The organism is Lactococcus petauri, assembly GCF_002154895.1.
Lineage (GTDB): Bacteria > Bacillota > Bacilli > Lactobacillales > Streptococcaceae > Lactococcus > Lactococcus petauri.
In genome coordinates, this window is sequence record NZ_MUIZ01000001.1 from 426,342 (window position 1) to 443,248 (window position 16,907).

Annotated in this window: 16 protein-coding genes; all 16 read right to left on the bottom strand. The window is 37.4% G+C overall.

Features of this window, described 5'->3' with window-relative positions:
• Window positions 1-27: 27 nt before the first annotated feature.
• Window positions 28-699 carry a hypothetical protein gene (locus BZZ03_RS02220; RefSeq protein ID WP_061413586.1) on the bottom strand — a complete coding sequence of 224 codons (672 nt, stop codon included), beginning with the start codon at window positions 697-699 and terminating at the stop codon, window positions 28-30.
• Between the two features lie 186 nt (window positions 700-885).
• Window positions 886-1,311 carry a F0F1 ATP synthase subunit epsilon gene (locus BZZ03_RS02225; protein WP_019292091.1) on the bottom strand — a complete coding sequence of 142 codons (426 nt, stop codon included), beginning with the start codon at window positions 1,309-1,311 and terminating at the stop codon, window positions 886-888.
• Window positions 1,312-1,328: 17 nt separating this feature from the next.
• On the bottom strand, window positions 1,329-2,738 hold the full coding sequence (gene atpD / locus BZZ03_RS02230) for a F0F1 ATP synthase subunit beta (protein WP_004259151.1): 1,410 nt from the start codon (window positions 2,736-2,738) through the stop codon (window positions 1,329-1,331).
• A gap of 59 nt (window positions 2,739-2,797) precedes the next feature.
• Window positions 2,798-3,679 carry a F0F1 ATP synthase subunit gamma gene (locus tag BZZ03_RS02235; protein WP_061413587.1) on the bottom strand — a complete coding sequence of 294 codons (882 nt, stop codon included), beginning with the start codon at window positions 3,677-3,679 and terminating at the stop codon, window positions 2,798-2,800.
• Window positions 3,680-3,690: 11 nt separating this feature from the next.
• The gene (gene atpA, locus BZZ03_RS02240) at window positions 3,691-5,199 is read right to left on the bottom strand and encodes a F0F1 ATP synthase subunit alpha (protein ID WP_004259170.1); all 1,509 of its coding nucleotides are present in this window, start codon (window positions 5,197-5,199) and stop codon (window positions 3,691-3,693) included.
• A 65-nt stretch (window positions 5,200-5,264) separates the two neighbouring features.
• A complete protein-coding gene (locus BZZ03_RS02245; protein ID WP_019292093.1) occupies window positions 5,265-5,792 on the bottom strand; it encodes a F0F1 ATP synthase subunit delta in 528 nt (175 codons plus the stop codon).
• Window positions 5,793-5,806: 14 nt separating this feature from the next.
• Window positions 5,807-6,313, bottom strand: a complete 507-nt coding sequence (atpF, locus tag BZZ03_RS02250; RefSeq protein WP_004259173.1) for a F0F1 ATP synthase subunit B — start codon at window positions 6,311-6,313, stop codon at window positions 5,807-5,809.
• 13 nt (window positions 6,314-6,326) lie between these two features.
• The gene (gene atpB, locus BZZ03_RS02255) at window positions 6,327-7,040 is read right to left on the bottom strand and encodes a F0F1 ATP synthase subunit A (RefSeq protein WP_004259176.1); all 714 of its coding nucleotides are present in this window, start codon (window positions 7,038-7,040) and stop codon (window positions 6,327-6,329) included.
• A 54-nt stretch (window positions 7,041-7,094) separates the two neighbouring features.
• Complete coding sequence (locus BZZ03_RS02260; protein ID WP_003135074.1) at window positions 7,095-7,310, bottom strand: F0F1 ATP synthase subunit C; 216 nt, start codon at window positions 7,308-7,310, stop codon at window positions 7,095-7,097.
• 195 nt (window positions 7,311-7,505) lie between these two features.
• A complete protein-coding gene (locus BZZ03_RS02265; RefSeq protein WP_165716559.1) occupies window positions 7,506-8,282 on the bottom strand; it encodes an alpha/beta hydrolase in 777 nt (258 codons plus the stop codon).
• A 154-nt stretch (window positions 8,283-8,436) separates the two neighbouring features.
• The gene (locus BZZ03_RS02270; protein ID WP_086582303.1) at window positions 8,437-10,647 is read right to left on the bottom strand and encodes a DNA internalization-related competence protein ComEC/Rec2; all 2,211 of its coding nucleotides are present in this window, start codon (window positions 10,645-10,647) and stop codon (window positions 8,437-8,439) included.
• A 19-nt stretch (window positions 10,648-10,666) separates the two neighbouring features.
• Window positions 10,667-11,311, bottom strand: a complete 645-nt coding sequence (locus BZZ03_RS02275) for a helix-hairpin-helix domain-containing protein (protein WP_019293627.1) — start codon at window positions 11,309-11,311, stop codon at window positions 10,667-10,669.
• Between the two features lie 57 nt (window positions 11,312-11,368).
• Window positions 11,369-12,544 (bottom strand): SLC13 family permease, encoded by a 1,176-nt coding sequence (locus tag BZZ03_RS02280; RefSeq protein WP_086582305.1) that lies wholly within the window; start codon window positions 12,542-12,544, stop codon window positions 11,369-11,371.
• 164 nt (window positions 12,545-12,708) lie between these two features.
• Complete coding sequence (locus BZZ03_RS02285) at window positions 12,709-14,265, bottom strand: ABC-F family ATP-binding cassette domain-containing protein (protein WP_019292098.1); 1,557 nt, start codon at window positions 14,263-14,265, stop codon at window positions 12,709-12,711.
• Between the two features lie 146 nt (window positions 14,266-14,411).
• On the bottom strand, window positions 14,412-15,056 hold the full coding sequence (locus BZZ03_RS02290; RefSeq protein WP_019292099.1) for a CPBP family intramembrane glutamic endopeptidase: 645 nt from the start codon (window positions 15,054-15,056) through the stop codon (window positions 14,412-14,414).
• 449 nt (window positions 15,057-15,505) lie between these two features.
• Complete coding sequence (gene sufB / locus BZZ03_RS02295) at window positions 15,506-16,903, bottom strand: Fe-S cluster assembly protein SufB (RefSeq protein ID WP_004259194.1); 1,398 nt, start codon at window positions 16,901-16,903, stop codon at window positions 15,506-15,508.
• Between the last annotated feature and the right edge of the window lie 4 nt (window positions 16,904-16,907).

Below are 16,907 nucleotides of genomic sequence, written 5' to 3' on the forward strand. Positions count from 1 at the left end.
TTTTTGCCTCCTTTCTCATTATTTCTACTATACACCTTGTTTGAACGTATGCTGGATTGCTATCGCTTCTTGCGCTCGACGGATACTTGGCTCAGCCAGTAAACTTTGCTCAACACGAGAATTTTTTATTTCTAGCTCTAATAGTTCAACTGCTTCATGCAAAGTTTGAACATCTTCTACACTTAAGACCTCAATAATATAGTTCAAGCTCTTGACATTCAGATACTTTTCAGGAAGTTCAGTACTTGTTAAAGTCTCAGATCCCAACGTTTCCTCTAGACTATCAATCAGACATTGACTTTTTTGATTGTATTTAGGAAAAAGTTGCTTAACAAGAGCTTTTCGACCAATGGGAAGTGTATTACTTCCAAATATCTTTTTGAAAATATCATTTAGAAAAATTCCCAGAGCCCATAAGGCAAAGCTCAACATAAACGTGATTAAGAAGGTTTCTAAAGCGGAACGATCCAGTTGCCCATGACCATGTATAAAAGAAAAATCGTTTATAATATAAAAAGCTAAGATAAGGACAGGAAAGCTGAACGCAAGTAAAGCCGAGCGGTAATTAATTTTGTACTGAATTTCTTGACGAAATTCGATCTTTATAACTTCAAGTTGATGGAGTTTGTCTTCTATTGTTTCGACTATTTCCATCAGTTCTTGGCAATGATCCAATGCCACACTTTCCTCCTTTCCCATAATTCCCTCTCTCTTCTCAACACTACATTTCTAAATTGTTCCAAAAGTCCATCATCCGTAACTATTTATTCATCAAACAGTAAAAAAGACTTATTGTTTACATTTTAACATTTTAATTTGCTGTTTTTTGTTACATTTATATTAAATAACAAAAAAAACATCCTTAGGATGTTTTTTATTCTTTTATTAATTGTGTTTCGATACATTCAATCGGTTAATCGCGCGATGAAGTGCAACTTCGGCACGTTTAGCTTCATCAGTCTTATGTGCCGCTTTAGCTTCTTCAAGCTCTTTTTCAGCACGAAGTTTTGCACGTTCGGCACGTGGAACATCGATATCACGATTACGCTCAGCAGAGTCTGCGATCACTGTAATCATACTATCCTTCACTTCAATAATACCGCCATTAACAGCAATATAATCAACGTGCTTCACATCATCAGGACGGCGCACCTTAAGTTCACTGATTTGTAAACCAGCGATTGTGGAAATCATGTTGGGTAAAATCCCCATATCTCCACCAATCGTATGCGCAAGAATGTAGGTTGCATGGTGATCATAAACGACACCCGCAGGAGTGATGACTTGAATAGCCATGACATTTTCACTCATTTCAGCAACCTCCTATCTTAATAACCCATTTTTTTAGCTTTTTCAAGAACGTCTTCGATTGGACCTACACCACGGAAAGCATCTTCTGGGATTGAATCGTATTTACCGTCAAGAATCGCTTTGAAATCTTCAACAGTTTTTTCAATTGGTACATATGATCCTGGTACACCAGTAAATGTTTCGGCAACGTTAAAGTTTTGTGAGAGGAAGAATTGGATACGACGTGCACGGTTAACCAACACTTTTTCATCATCAGACAATTCATCCATACCAAGAATAGCAATGATATCTTGTAATTCTTTATAACGTTGGAGCACACGTTGTACTTCCATAGCTACTGCATAGTGTTCTTCACCAACAATTTCAGGTGTAAGCGCACGTGATGAAGAAGCCAATGGATCAACGGCTGGGTAGATACCCATTTGTGTCAAACGACGTTCCAAGTTTGTTGTTGCATCCAAGTGAGCGAAGGCTGTTGCTGGCGCAGGGTCAGTATAGTCATCGGCTGGGACATAAATCGCTTGGATAGAAGTTACAGAACCTTGTTTTGTTGAAGTGATACGTTCTTGAAGTTGACCCATTTCGGTTGCAAGCGTAGGTTGGTAACCAACGGCTGATGGCATACGTCCTAAGAGGGCAGATACTTCTGAACCGGCTTGGGTGAAACGGAAGATATTATCAATGAAAAGCAAAACGTCTTGTTTTTCTACATCACGGAAATATTCAGCAATTGTCAAACCAGTAAGAGCAACACGCATACGTGCTCCAGGTGGCTCATTCATTTGACCGAAGACCATGGCTGTTTTTTCAATAACGCCTGATTCTTTCATTTCCCAGTAAAGGTCATTCCCTTCACGAGTACGTTCCCCAACACCAGTAAATACGGAAATACCACCGTGTTCTTGGGCAATATTGTGAATCAATTCTTGGATAAGAACGGTTTTACCAACTCCGGCACCCCCGAACAAGCCAATCTTACCACCTTTAAGGTATGGGGCAAGTAAGTCAATAACTTTAATCCCTGTAACAAGAATTTCATTTGCTGTTGAAAGTTCATCAAAAGATGGCGCTTTTTTATGGATAGGACTGCGTTCTGCATTTTCAGCAAACGCTTCGCCACCATCGATAGCATCTCCAAGTACATTGAAGACACGTCCAAGTGTTTCTTGACCGACAGGTACGCTAATTGCTTTACCTGTGTCGAGAACTTCAAGTCCACGTGTTAAGCCATCAGTTGATTCCATAGCGATGGTACGTACGGCACCATCACCAAGTTCCAACGCCACTTCAAGGACGATTTTAGTTTTAACGCCGTCTACATCTTTATAAACGATGAGTGCGTTATTAATCTCAGGAAGAGTCGCGCCTGACGCAAATTCAACGTCGACAACGGGACCAATGACCTGAGTAATTTTACCAGAACTCAATATTTTTCCTCCTAGTTTATTTTTCTGTCTTTAATTCTTTAAGAAAGGTTACCACGTGCTTAAAGCGCTGAGGCTCCTGCAACAATTTCCGTAATTTCTTGTGTAATTGCTGCTTGACGCGCGCGGTTATATTGTATTGTCAGATCGTTAATCACTGTTTTAGCATTATCTGTAGCTGTACGCATTGCGGACATACCAGCAGCATGTTCAGCTGTTTTAGCATCAACAATCGCACCATAGATCATGCTTTCAGCATATTGAGGTAAAAGTTGATCTAAAATAGCTTCGCGGCTTGGTTCCAGTTCGAAACTCACCAATGATACTGGTGCTTCATCTTCTGGTTCCTCTGATTCATCAAATGTAATCGGAAGCATTTTTTGCATGCGTGCTTCACTTGTCAATGAATTGATATGGTGATTGTAGCAAACATAGAGTTGATCAAACTCTTCATTTTGATAGCGAGATACAGCTTGACGTACAATTTCACGAACTTCTTCAAAACTTGGTTGGTCAGTCAAACCACGTAATTCGTAAGATAATTCTACGTTACGAGAGCGGAAAAAATCAGCTCCTGTTCCACCTAAAGCAAGAATACAATATTCTTCTGGTCCCTGGTGTTTTTCACGTAATTTATTCATGACTGACTTCAAGATATTAGAGTTGTAACCTCCTACAAGGCCACGATCTGAAGTGATAACTAAATATCCTGTTTTCTTAACGGGACGTTTAGTCATCATCGGATTTTTAGAAGGGCCACGATCTGCAGCAACCAAGTCGGTTGTCACTTGACGCACCTTATCTGCATAAACCTGATAAGTTTTCGCAATCTTTTCTGATTTTTGCAATTTCGCTGCAGATACCATTTGCATGGCACCAGTGATATGACTTGTTTTTTCGGTTGAAGCAATTTTTGATTTAATTTCGCTAAGTGAAGCGCCCATAATGAACCTCCTTATTTAACGTAATTTGTAGTTTTCTTGAAGGCTTTGATTGCATCGTCAAGTTTTGCTTCATCTGGCAAATCTTTAGTATCTGTAATGACTTGTAAAAGTTCAGCATAGTTGACATCGAAGAAATCAAACATTTTTTCTTCAAAATCGAGAATATCTTCTACGGGAACATCATCAAGATGGCCATGTGTCAATGCATAAAGAATAAGAACTTGCTTTTCAACAGCCAATGGTTTGTGTAACGGCTGTTTCAAGACTTCAACTGTACGACGCCCACGGTTCAATTTAGCTTGTGTTGCTTCATCAAGGTCAGAACCGAACTGTGTAAATGCTTCAAGTTCACGGAATGATGCCAAGTCCAAACGGAGTGTTCCAGCAACTTTTTTCATTGCCTTGATTTGAGCGGCACCACCAACACGTGATACAGAAGATCCGGCATCGATGGCTGGACGAATACCTGAATAGAAAAGGTCGTTTTCGAGGAAGATTTGTCCATCTGTGATTGAGATAACGTTTGTAGCGATGTAGGCAGAAATATCTCCGGCTTGTGTCTCAATGAAAGGCAAAGCTGTCATTGACCCACCACCTAAGTCATCACTCAATTGTGCCGCACGTTCCAAAAGACGTGAGTGGAGGTAGAATACATCCCCTGGGTAAGCTTCACGACCTGGTGGACGACGGAGCAAGAGTGAAAGTTCACGGTAAGCCACGGCTTGTTTAGATAAATCATCATAAACAACCAGAACGTGTTTACCATTGTACATGAATTCCTCACCCATAGCTGCACCCGCATAAGGTGCAATATAAAGTAATGGTGAAGGTTGTGATGCTGAAGCTGTTACAACGATTGTATAATCCATTGCTCCAAGTTTACGGAGTGCTTCAACTTGTGTACGAACTGTCGATTCTTTTTGACCAATGGCAACGTAAATACAGATAATGTCTTTACCTTTTTGGTTAAGAATTGCATCGATAGCTACAGATGTTTTACCTGTTTGACGGTCACCGATAATCAACTCACGTTGACCACGACCGATTGGTACAAGTGCATCAATAGCTTTAAGTCCAGTTTGGAGTGGTTCTGAAACAGATTTACGTTGCATAACACCTGAAGCTGGAGCCTCAACAGGACGTGTTTTACCTGTATTGATATCGCCTAAGCCATCAACGGGTTGTCCAAGTGCATTTACAACACGGCCGATGAGTTCTTCACCGACTTGAATTTCCATGATTTTACCTGTACGTTTTACTGTATCTCCTTCGCGGATGCTAAGGAAATCACCAAGTACGATAATACCAACGTCTGTACTGTCTAAGTTTTGCGCCATACCATATACGCCGTTGTCAAACTCGACAAGCTCACCGCTCATCGCATTTTCAAGGCCGTAAGCACGGGCGATACCGTCACCAACATAAGTGACGACACCAGTTTCAGCAACTTCAAAATCTGGTGTAAAATTTTCAATTTGTTGTTTAATCAGTGAGCTGATTTCATTCGCTTTGATTGCCAAATGTATTTTGCTCCTTTCTGAGTTTTCATGTTAAATGGCTGAGAATTTTTTCTCAAAGGAGATTCTTAGAGAATCTCTTTGGCAATTTTTGCCAATTGTGATTTGACAGAAGCATCAATGATTTTTCCACGTGAATTTACAATAAATCCACCGACAATCTTTTCATCTACTGTGTTCACGATTGTTACTTCGTTCAAATCAAATTTCGATTTAGCGAGAGCAACAAATTTTTCGATTTGCGTTTCGGTTAATTTCACGCTTGAAATGACCTCTACATCAGCAATTCTAAACATATCATCTGCTGTATTTTTAATTTCAGCAAGAATTTCTGCTAAATCAGCTAATCGTCCGTTTGCACGAACAGTATCAAGGAAATTTTTCATCAAAGGTGATGAATTTTCTTTGATACTGTCAATAACTTCTGATTTTGCTGCTGTAGAATATACTTCCGTTCCGAAGAAAGAAGCAAGATCATCTTCTTTAAAAAGTTGTGTCAGTTCGTTAACCTCAGAAAGAATAACTTCTAATTGAGATTGTTCCTCTGCAACTTCAAGCAAGGCTTTACTGTATTTTTGAGAATTGACTGTTGTCATTTTCAACCAACCCCCTATTCGCCAAGCTTAGCAATATAGCTGTCAATAAGTTCTGATTGTGCTTGTGAATCCAAAGATTGACCGATGAGTTTTTCAGCAATTTGTACTGAAATATCAGCAACATCCCCTTTAACTGAACTGAGCGCTTCTTTGCGTTCTTGTTCAATATCTTCTTGGGCACGTTTTTTCACATTCGCAGCTTCTTCATTGGCTGTTGCCAAGATATTTGCACGATTTTGTTTAGCTGTATCATTGGCAGTTTGGATAATGTTGGCAGCTTCTTCTTTAGAACCTGCAAGTTCATTTTCACGTTGCGCTAATAATGTTTCTGCTTCTTTTTTTGACAGTTCTGCAGTTGTAATATCGTTGTTGATTTTATTTGCACGTTCTTCAAAGATACCTGTAATAGCACCCCACGCAAATTTACGAACCAAGATCAGCAAGATGATGAATGCACCGCTGACAACGATAATATTACCAAGAACTGTATTCGGAGCAGTTTCTAATAATGTAGTAAGCATTTCTACTCCTTTCCTAGTGTTCTGCTAAAATTTTGTGGCTAATGTAAAGATTTGTCAAAAGAACAAATACATAAGCCTGAAGAGATGAAATAAAGATTGAGAATGCTATCCAAGCCATTGCTAAAATCCATGTCACAGGAAGAATAAACCAACCAGAATCAATCATTCCAGCAATAATCCCTAGAAGAACTTCTCCGGCAAAGATATTACCGTAAAGACGAAGTCCCATAGAAAGGGCATTTGTAAACTCTTCCATGATAGTCATCGGAAGCATTGCTTTAGGTTCTTTCCAAAAGGCATTTTTAATATAGCCTTTAAAGCCAAACTGTTTCACACCAAGAGTATTGGCGAGTACAATGACTAAGACTGCTAAAGTCAAGTCAACTGTTGAGTTTGCTGTTGGAGAGCGCCATAAGCTGATGTCACCCGGTGCAGTGATTTTAGTAACTAGCCCAATAATATTCGAAATCAAAAGGAAAGAAAAGAGTGTAAAACTCATGAGGGCATACTTTGGTGACTCTTTAGCACCTAGATTTTCACGTCCGATGCCGTTAATAAAGTCAACTACCCACTCAAGGACGTTTTGCTTACCTGTAGGCTTCAGTTGCATATTGCGACTTGCCCAATAAATCAGACCAAAGACAATTAAAACGGTCAAAGCTGTCATATATAGAATGACACCGTCAAAAGTTACTGGTCCAACATTAAAAGTCCATGTTGATTCCATAGCTAGTCTTCCTTTCTAAATAATTGTTGAGTATAAAAGTTAAATCAACGATTTTTAGAACAAGAAAGCCATAGCTAAGGCGATGAAGAATGTACCTTCGGCAAAGGCAACACCAAGGAACATACTTCCGCGGAGTTTGCCTTCCATTTCTGGTTGGCGTGCAACAGCATTAATAAATGCTGAAACAATAAGTCCATCACCGATAGCGGCACCAAGTGCACTAATACCAATAGCTACTGCTTTAAGAGCTTCAATTGAGATTGTTGTCATTTAATGACCTCTTTCTATGTGCGATTTTTCGCAAATTTTTATTACTATGAAATTATAGTCCTATTCAATCCGTTTGTCAAAACTTAACCTAAGATTATCAAACATTTTTCTATAAATCGTTCGGCCTTTTTCGAGCAAACGTTTTCTTTAGGATTTATTTAAGTTTCAAGGTTTTATATTTTAATTTTAAGCTGTTTAACTTAGACGTTCTTCTTCCTTATAATCAATAGGAAGCCATTTTAAAACGGTCTCGATTTGTTTAGTCCAATAGTACCATTCATGTGTACCCGGCGATTTTTCATAACGAAGGTCAAAGCCTTTTTCCTCAAGAAGTTGAGCCGCTCTATTATTTCCAGAGATAAGATAATCTTGTTCCCCACACCAACTGTAAAGCTTGGGCTTTTCACCTGCGTGGTGTTCTGCAAGATAGAGAATACTGTTTTCACTATCATTAAAGTGATCAAGGTCGCCAAAAATTCCGGTCCAATAAGCTTCATTCTCAGCGCTTTGTTCTTTTAGGTCAGTCATATCTAACGCTCCAGACAAGCTTGCAGCATAGCTGAAGTTTTCTGTTGCCAAAGCCAGCTTGAATGCGCCATAACCTCCCATAGACAAACCTGCGATAAAATTCTTTTCTCTCTTGCTGCTCAAGTTAGGAAAGAAATTATGTACCACCTGTGGCAATTCCTTTGCAATTGCATCAAAATATCTCATACCATAATTAGTATTAGTATAGAAGCCCAAATCAGTTGAAGGCATGACAATGGCAAGTTGAGAATGACGAATCAAACGATCAATCCCCGTTCTTATAAGCCATGAATCTTCATTTCCAGACATCCCATGCAATAGATAAAGCACTGGAATATCTTTTCCATCTTTTACACCTGTTTTACTAGCTTCTGGATAAATCACATTAAACTTACGATTCATCCCCAGTACTTCGGAGTAATATTCAATATTTATAATAGCCATTTTTCCTCCCATCCCGTTTACTTTTATGATTCAAGTAAACGTTTCCTACTATTATAACATAAGAATTATTACATATCGCCTTATTCTCATTGCTATTCAATCAAAAAGCAACGCTGTTTTGTCATATAGTATGTAACATTTTTTGTACCCGAACTTACTTTACTGTTTGAATTTGCCAACTGCCTTTTTTATAAAGGAAACGGATTGCTCCTTGCTGGTCTGTCCGATAAATTTTTATTCCTCGTACAGTTAATTGGTGAAGCGTTTCTTGACTCGGATGTTTATATCGATTATTCTTTCCAGCAGAAATAAGAGCAACCTTAGGCTTAATCGCTTCTAAAAAACCTTCCTTTGTAGAAGTCTTACTGCCGTGATGTCCAACTTTTAGGACATCAACCTCTAAATGTGGATATTTTTTCTGGAGTTTACCCTCTCCCTCTTCTTCCAAGTCCCCTGTAAAAAGAAATTTCTTCCCATAAAATTCACCAAACGTCACTAAAGAATTATCATTATCGCTTTTACCTTCACCTCCTGTCGTTAAAAACCGAAGATTGCTGTTGAATATAGGGATCTTATCTCCCTCTTGCACAATGTGAATCTGACTTTTTAAGCTGCTCAGTTTTTTAACAAAATTTTTCTTCTCTAACGCACTAGCTGAGACATAAATTTTTTTTATTGGTACTTTCTGAGCTACACTCTCCAAGTCTCCAATATGATCCTCATCTGGATGTGTCACAATCAGAACATCTACTTTGCTCACTCCACGCGCTCTCAGATAAGGTAGAAGTGTACTTTCAGCATTGCTCTTATAGCTTCCCTCCTTCCACTGCTCATCACCTCTTATTTTTAATCTACCGCCAGTATCTATTAAGATATTTTGTCTGTTCCACCTGTCTTGCAAGAGAATGCTGTCTCCTTGGCCCACATCTACCATTGTAATGCTTGGGTGTTTAGGATTCTTAACAAGGAAAAAAAGAAAGAAAAGAACAATTATTACAACTAAGTTCCAGTTTCTTTTTCTATAAAAATCGAGTGCAAGTCCACTTAGCATAAAAAGCAAAAGTAAAAAAATAAGGTTTGGTTTGCCAAATACAATCGGTTTATCAAATAAACTGCCAACCAGTCTTACTATTGATTCTAAAATAATAAAAAAAGGATTAAGTAATGTAAGATCAATGCCGAATAAAGAAAGGAGAAAGACAAAAAGTAAACCCGGCAAAAGTAAAAAATCAAAAATCAGACTAAATAATAAAGTCAATATAATCGATAATGGTTGGAAAGAATGGAAGTGAAAAATCAAAAGCGGAAGTACTCCAACAGCTAGAACAGTAGAATCAAGTAATGCTCTTTTTAATCCTTTTAGTTCATTGAATTTTTGTGAAAAAAATGTGATTAAGAAAGAATAGAGCATCGTCAGTTGTCCACCTGTTGTCAGTAGGAAATATGGACTGAATATCATTAAAAGAAGAAAAGTGATAGAAAATCTATCGCTTGAATTTTTAATAGGTATATTTTTTTGAAGAAGCGCGCGTAAGATTGAGAGAGATAAGCCAGTAAGAAAAGCATAAAATATCGAAAAGGGAATTTGGATAAAATAGACCAACTTTCTTGATAAACCTAGCCTTAATAAAATATTTCGAAGAAGTTCAATAAAAAAATTCACCTGCATCCCTGACAGGGCAAATAAATGGATAATACCGAGGCTAGTATAAAGTTCCCCCATTTCTTCAAAGTCTTTATCCAACCAACCAAAAAGAAGCCCTGTCATATAGGACGACATGGGAGATGGAAAATGTTCTTGCGTCCAAAGGATGGCTTTTCGGCGTACCAGCCGTAAATCAAAGTCATGTTTTTCTTCAAATCCCTGAATTTTTTCTATTTTAAGAAGTCGGTAAATACCTTGCGTTCTTAAATACTTTCTGTAATCAAAACCTGAAAAGTTTCTTTGCTCTTCTGGTATCTCTAAAGTGCCTTCAATGTAAAAAATCCCCTTTATCCTAAGATTTTTAAAGTATTCTTTTTCTTTTTCCGAAGTCAATGTGTAAAAAGCTTGAAAATCTCTTCCGTTCACTTCTCCCCTGAAACTGAGCCTGTTTCCATTCACTTGAAGAGTATCCATATAAGGGGTAATCTTCGAAATTTTTTCTGGTTGTTGTATTTCTTGTACTTCTGTCTCTTTTTTTACCATGAGTAAGAAGAAACTAAAGCACAGTAAGAGAGCTAACAAATTATAGTATTGACGATAAAAAGCGATGAAGAGACTAAACAAACTAAGAATAAGTAAAGGCCATGAAAAACTGAAAATAAGAAAATAAACAAAAACTAAGAGATAGACTAAATAGATAAGCGTAAATTTTTGTTTCATCTAACTGACGTAGCCTTTCTTAATCTACAGTGATTGCTTCTTTTAACTTTTCTAATGTTTTAGGACCAAAGCCACTTACCTTGGTCAATTCTTCCACTGACTCAAAAGAACCATTTTCAGAACGGTAATCCAGAATATCTTGCGCTTTTTTTGCTCCTACACCACTAAGCTGCTGCAATTCAGTTAAATCAGCTGTATTAATATTAATTTTAGTTTTTTCAGCTGTTTTACTGGTATTATCTTTGGTTTCTAACAAGTGATTTGTATCTGTTTCTCCTCTCACTGGAACATAGACCTCTGCTTCATCTTGTAATTTTTTTGCCAGATTTATTCCCTTCCTTTCTGCTTCTTCTGTAAAGCCCCCAGCACTTGCTACTGCATCAGATACACGCTTTTTGGAGGATAACTTGTAGATGCCTGGCTTTTTGACAGCGCCTTTGACATCAACGACGATTTCATTCTCATCTTCGTCTTTTTCTACTTTTTTCTTTCCTGTAGCTTCTTTTTCCTTGCTCAGCTCCGCCCACTCAGACTGCTTTTCTTCTTGCTTTGGAATATCTAAAACTTTTTTATTCCAATAAAAAGCCCCTAAAATAGTTACTGCCAAAACAATTCCAACAACGATTTTCCAATTTTCTTTTACATATTCTGATATTTTTTTCATAGTTCTAAATACGAAAAAACATGCAGTTTTTCACTACATGTTTTTATAAAAACTTTTTTAAATTCCAAAACTCACGATAATCAAACCTACAACTACTAAAACAGCAAGAAAACCAGCATTTACTAAGGCAAAGTATTTTACAAATCCTGCCGTTTCACCACGTGCTTGAACGCGAATGATTTTATAGGCAATCAACGTTGCCATTGAAGCTACCATCGTCCCTATACCTCCAATATCTGCACCGATAACGACAGAAACGGCATGAGGAGTAAAAGGTGATATAAGAATTGGTGCTGCGATATTAGAGATAATCTGGCTCATAAAGACTGTGCCTAAGAAGGACATCTGTGGGCCAACAAAGGTATTGCTAATAAAGTCCGTAAGTACTTGAATATTTGCGATATTTCCTACAATCAAGAAGAAGAAAACAAAGGTAAGAAGTAAATGGTAATCAACACCCTTAAAAAGTTCGGGACGATAGAAAAGAACAATTACAGCAACAATAGCTACAGCAAGATAAAAGTTAACATAACCAAATACAGCTGCGGCCATTAAAATCATTAAAGCAATAAAGATTGAGGTTTCTAATCGATTGAACTTGTTTACTTTTGTTTCAATGACTAAGGGTTCGTTGTCAATAAATTGACAAGCCAAGTTCAAGAGCAGAAAGCCTGCGAGCCATAGTAAGCCTGTTCCTTTAAAAAATTCTAAATTTGTCAATGACTGCCCCAAATGATGTGCTGGGTTTTGATAAAAAGAATATAAATAAAGATTGTGAGGATTACCTTGCGGTAAAAGACTTGAGCCTGTATGACAAGCAGGTACAATCATCGCGGCTCCAATGTAAACAGACTTACGATTTTTTATTTCTCGAGTAATCGTCAAGTAGAGCGGTAAAATCGTCAATATGGTGAGATCATTAGTAAAAAATACGGCAAAAAAGAAGGCCAGCATTGTGGTGAATCGTACAAGCTGACGTGTTGTTTTACTTCTTTTAACCAATGTTTGTCCCATATAGGACAAAATACCAGTAGATCGAAAACCAGCAATAACTAACATTAAACCAAAAACAGTTACAATGACTTTGTTATCAAAAAATTCAATCTGTATCCCGCCCATACTCACTGAAATAACGGCGATAATAAACGATACAAGAAAGACCTTATCAACAATAAAAAACTGGGTCAACTTTTTGAAAGCATTGTCTGGCTTTCTTGTGATTTGCTGTTCCATGTTTTCTCCTTAAAAAACTGATTAATTGCACTCCTACAATTATACAACTTTTTTCCATGAAATTACGAAAAAGATTATAAAAAAACGGATTTTTTTTAGAAGAAAAAATACAGCAAGGATTATCGGTTCTAAAAAAGTTGCTTTAAATAAATAAAAAGTACTGTTTACAGTACTTTTGTCGTCCAAGATTCACAATTCCAAGTCTCAGTTGCAACATCTTGGTAGAATTCTGGTTCATGTGAAATTAAAAGAATTGTTCCCTTATATTCTTGTAAGGCACGTTTGAGTTCATCCTTGGCATCCACATCCAAATGATTGGTTGGTTCATCAAGGACAAGGACGTTACTTTCAGCATTCATTAATTTACACAAGCGAACTTTAGCTTTTTCACCACCACTTAAAACCGCAACTTTACTTTCAATATGTTTTTTTGTTAAGCCACAACGTGCCAACGCAGCCCGAACTTCCGCTTGGTTCATTGCCGGGAAAGTATCCCAAATCTCTTCCAAACATGTTTTCCCATTGTCACTTTTCACTTCTTGTTCAAAATAACCAATTTCTAATTTTTCGCCACGTTGAACTTCTCCGTCAATGGCTTGTATTTCTCCCAAAATGCTACGCAAGAGAGTTGTTTTACCAATCCCGTTTGCCCCTGTAAAAACTATCTTCTGGCCGCGTTCAGCCCGTAAGTTGAGTGGGCGTGACAAAGGCTCTGTATATCCAATAACTAAATCTTTAGTCTCAAAAATAAGTTTACTTGAAGTTGCACCTTTTTTGAAATCAAATTGGGGTTTTGGTCGCTCTGCACTTAATTCAATCATGTCCATTTTATCTAGTTTTTTCTGACGGGACATTGCCATATTTCTTGTCGCTACACGTGCTTTATTTCGTGCAACAAAATCCTTAAGATCTGCAATTTCTGATTGCTGGCGTTTATATGCTGCCAATTCTTGTTTTTTCTTCATTTCATAGACAGACTGGAAGGCTTCGTAATTGCCAACATAACGATCTAAGGAACCATTTTCCATATGGTAAATGATGTTAATAACAGAACTTAAGAAAGGAATGTCATGCGAGATCAAGATAAAGGCATTTTCGTAATCTAAGAGATACTGCTTAAGCCATGCAATATGCTCTTCATCCAAATAGTTTGTTGGCTCATCCAACATCAGGATTTCGGGTTTTGTCAGCAAGAGTTTTGCCAAAAGAACCTTAGTACGTTGGCCACCAGACAGATCTTCAACATCTCGCTCAAAGCCGATTTCATGAAGACCAAGTCCGCGTCCGATTTCCTCCACTTTAGAGTTAATTTGATAAAAGTCACTTTGCTCTAGAATATCTTGTAGTTCGCCGACTTCTTCCAAAAGTTGATCCATTTCTTCTGGGGTCACATCTCCCATTTTCAAATACAGATCATTAATTTCCGCTTCAATATCAAAAAGATACTGAAAGGCACTTGAAAGAACATCACGGATTGTTTGCCCTTTTTGTAAGACTGCATGTTGATCTAAGTAACCAACGCGAACTTTTTTTGACCATTCTACTTTACCTTCATCGGGTTGTAAAGCTCCTGTGATGATATTCATAAAGGTTGATTTACCTTCACCATTCGCACCGACCAGCCCGACATGTTCGCCTTTAAGAAGACGGAAAGACACATTTTCAAAAATCACGCGCTCACCAAAGCCATGCGATAAATTTTTTACATTGATAATACTCATATTACAGCTCTTTCTTTTTTACATACTGTTTAATAGTTTAACACAAAAAGTTAAAAGTAGGAAGTTGAGTATACCCTTAAGTAAAGATTATTCCTCATTTATTATTTCGTTCAGATAAGTAAAAACTGATCCAGAGAATCAGCTTACTATTTCTGTAAAAAAAGAGGTACTGTTAACATAACAATATCAAAGATAAGATGCACTATCCAAGAAGTCCAGATTGATTTTGTTTTCAGATAAGCATAGTTAAATATCAAACGGGCAGCTCCCTGCACGAGTAAGATTTGAACAATTGTTCTTAGTACATCCCCGCCAAAATAAGTTTGAAAATGAACCATACCGAAAATAAAAGCTGTCAGCAAGGTACTAATCCATGTCGGCCAAGCAAATTTTTTACGAAAAGTTTCCAGAAGAGTTATCGAAAAAAGTTCTTCTCCCATCAGCATAAAAGGTACAAAAGGTAGGAGCGCTAGATTTCCAATGGCCTCGTTGCCATGATTTCCGGCTAAGCCAAAGATTATCTGCACCAAAGCTCCACCAATAAATGACCAAATAACATTTGCAAAAAAGCAAAGAATAATTATTTTAAGATACTTACCTTCTGGCTTTCTAAACCATTCCAGTGCGGAGTTTTTAAAGATAAGAGCAGCAGCTAAAAGGCTAAATACTAACAATGTCAACTCTTGAAAAAGACCGATATGTAAATTTACAGATCCCATAAGATAAAATCCGATATAAAGAAGGCCGAAGCCAATGAGTGCTTTTATTATCTCTTTGCTTTTTACTTCCATAGTTCTACTCCTAATTTTCATAAATAATGATGAACTTATTTTATAAGATTAATTATCGTTTGTCAATATATTTTTATTGAGGTAAGATGTTTTTGTGTTGAAATTATATAACAATTCTAAAAAACTCCTTATGTAAGGAGTTTTTAGTTTGATATTGAGATTGTTTCAGACAAGATGTCTGAGAGCTGTTTCAATCGGGAAAAAGCTTTGCTTTTTCTTTAACCGTTACGAGTGATGATTTTCTTATGAAAATCTCTATCTGCTGATTCAATCGGGAAAAAGCTTTGCTTTTTCTTTAACCGATACGCGTGATGATTTTCTTACGAAAATCTCTATCCACTGATTCAATCGGGAAAAAGCTGTGCTTTTTCTTTATCCGATACGCGTGATGATTTTCTTATGAAAATCTCTATCCACTGATTCAATCGGGAAAAAGCTGTGCTTTTTCTTTATCCGATTGAACCCTCCATGCTGTAAGAAATCAATCGGTTGAGTTCTACTGCATACTCCATTGGGAGTTCTTTAGTAAAGGGTTCAATAAAGCCCATCACAATCATATCTGTGGCTTCTTTTTCTGTTAAACCACGGCTCATCAAATAGTATAACTGTTCTTCTGAGATTTTAGATACTTTGGCTTCATGTTCCAAGGCAACTTGTGAGTTATGAATCTCATTAAATGGAATTGTATCTGATTTTGAAATATCATCCATAATAATCGTGTCACATTCAATATGTGATTTAGAATGTGCAGAATTTTTGTTGAAAGTTACTTGTCCACGATAATTTACAGCTCCACCAGATTTAGAAATGGATTTAGAAATAATCGATGAGCTTGTATTTGGTGCATTATGAATCATTTTGGCACCTGTATCTTGTTCTTGATTTGCGTTAGCAAAGGCGATTGAAAGCATTGTACCACGTGCGCCAGGACCGTCTAAATAGACAGCTGGATACTTCATAGAGACTCGTGAGCCTAAGTTACCATCAATCCATTCCACAGTTGCATTTGCCTCTGCTTTGGCTCGTTTTGTTACCAAGTTATAAACGTTATCTGACCAGTTTTGAATGGTTGAATAACGCATATATCCACCTTCTTCACAGAAGATTTCAACAACAGCAGCATGTAAGCTGGCTGATGAATATGTTGGCGCAGTACAACCTTCCACATATTGGATAGAAGCCCCCTCATCAACAATGATTAAAGTACGTTCAAACTGTCCAGATTTTTCGTTATTAATACGGAAATAGGCTTGGATAGGAATTTCACATTTTACCCCTTTAGGCACATAAACGAAACTTCCTCCAGACCAAACTGCTGAATTCAAAGCAGCTAATTTATTGTCTGTTGGTGGCACGAGCTTTGCAAAGTATTTTTTGAAAAGCTCCGGATATTCTTTCAGAGCAGAATCCGTATCGGTGAAGACGATACCAAGTTTTTCAAATTCTTCCTTCATGTTGTGATAAACAACTTCTGACTCATACTGTGCTGATGCTCCTGCTAGGTAAGCACGCTCTGCTTCTGGGATACCAATTTTTTCAAAGGTTTCCTTAATTTCATCAGGAACTTCTTCCCAAGTACGGGCAGGTTTATCGGTGGGTTTCTGGTAATACACCACATCATCAAAATCAATGTCTGATAAATCAGGGCCCCATTCTGGGAGATCTAATTTTTTGAAGGCTTCGAAGGACTTGAGGCGGAAATCCAGCATCCATTCTGGTTCTTCTTTTGCGGCCGACATTGTACGTATCACATCTTCTGTCAGACCTGTTCCTGTAGACATGACTAATTCAGCATTATCATGAAAACCAAATTTATATTCTTCTAATACTGGAACTTCTTCTGTCATTATT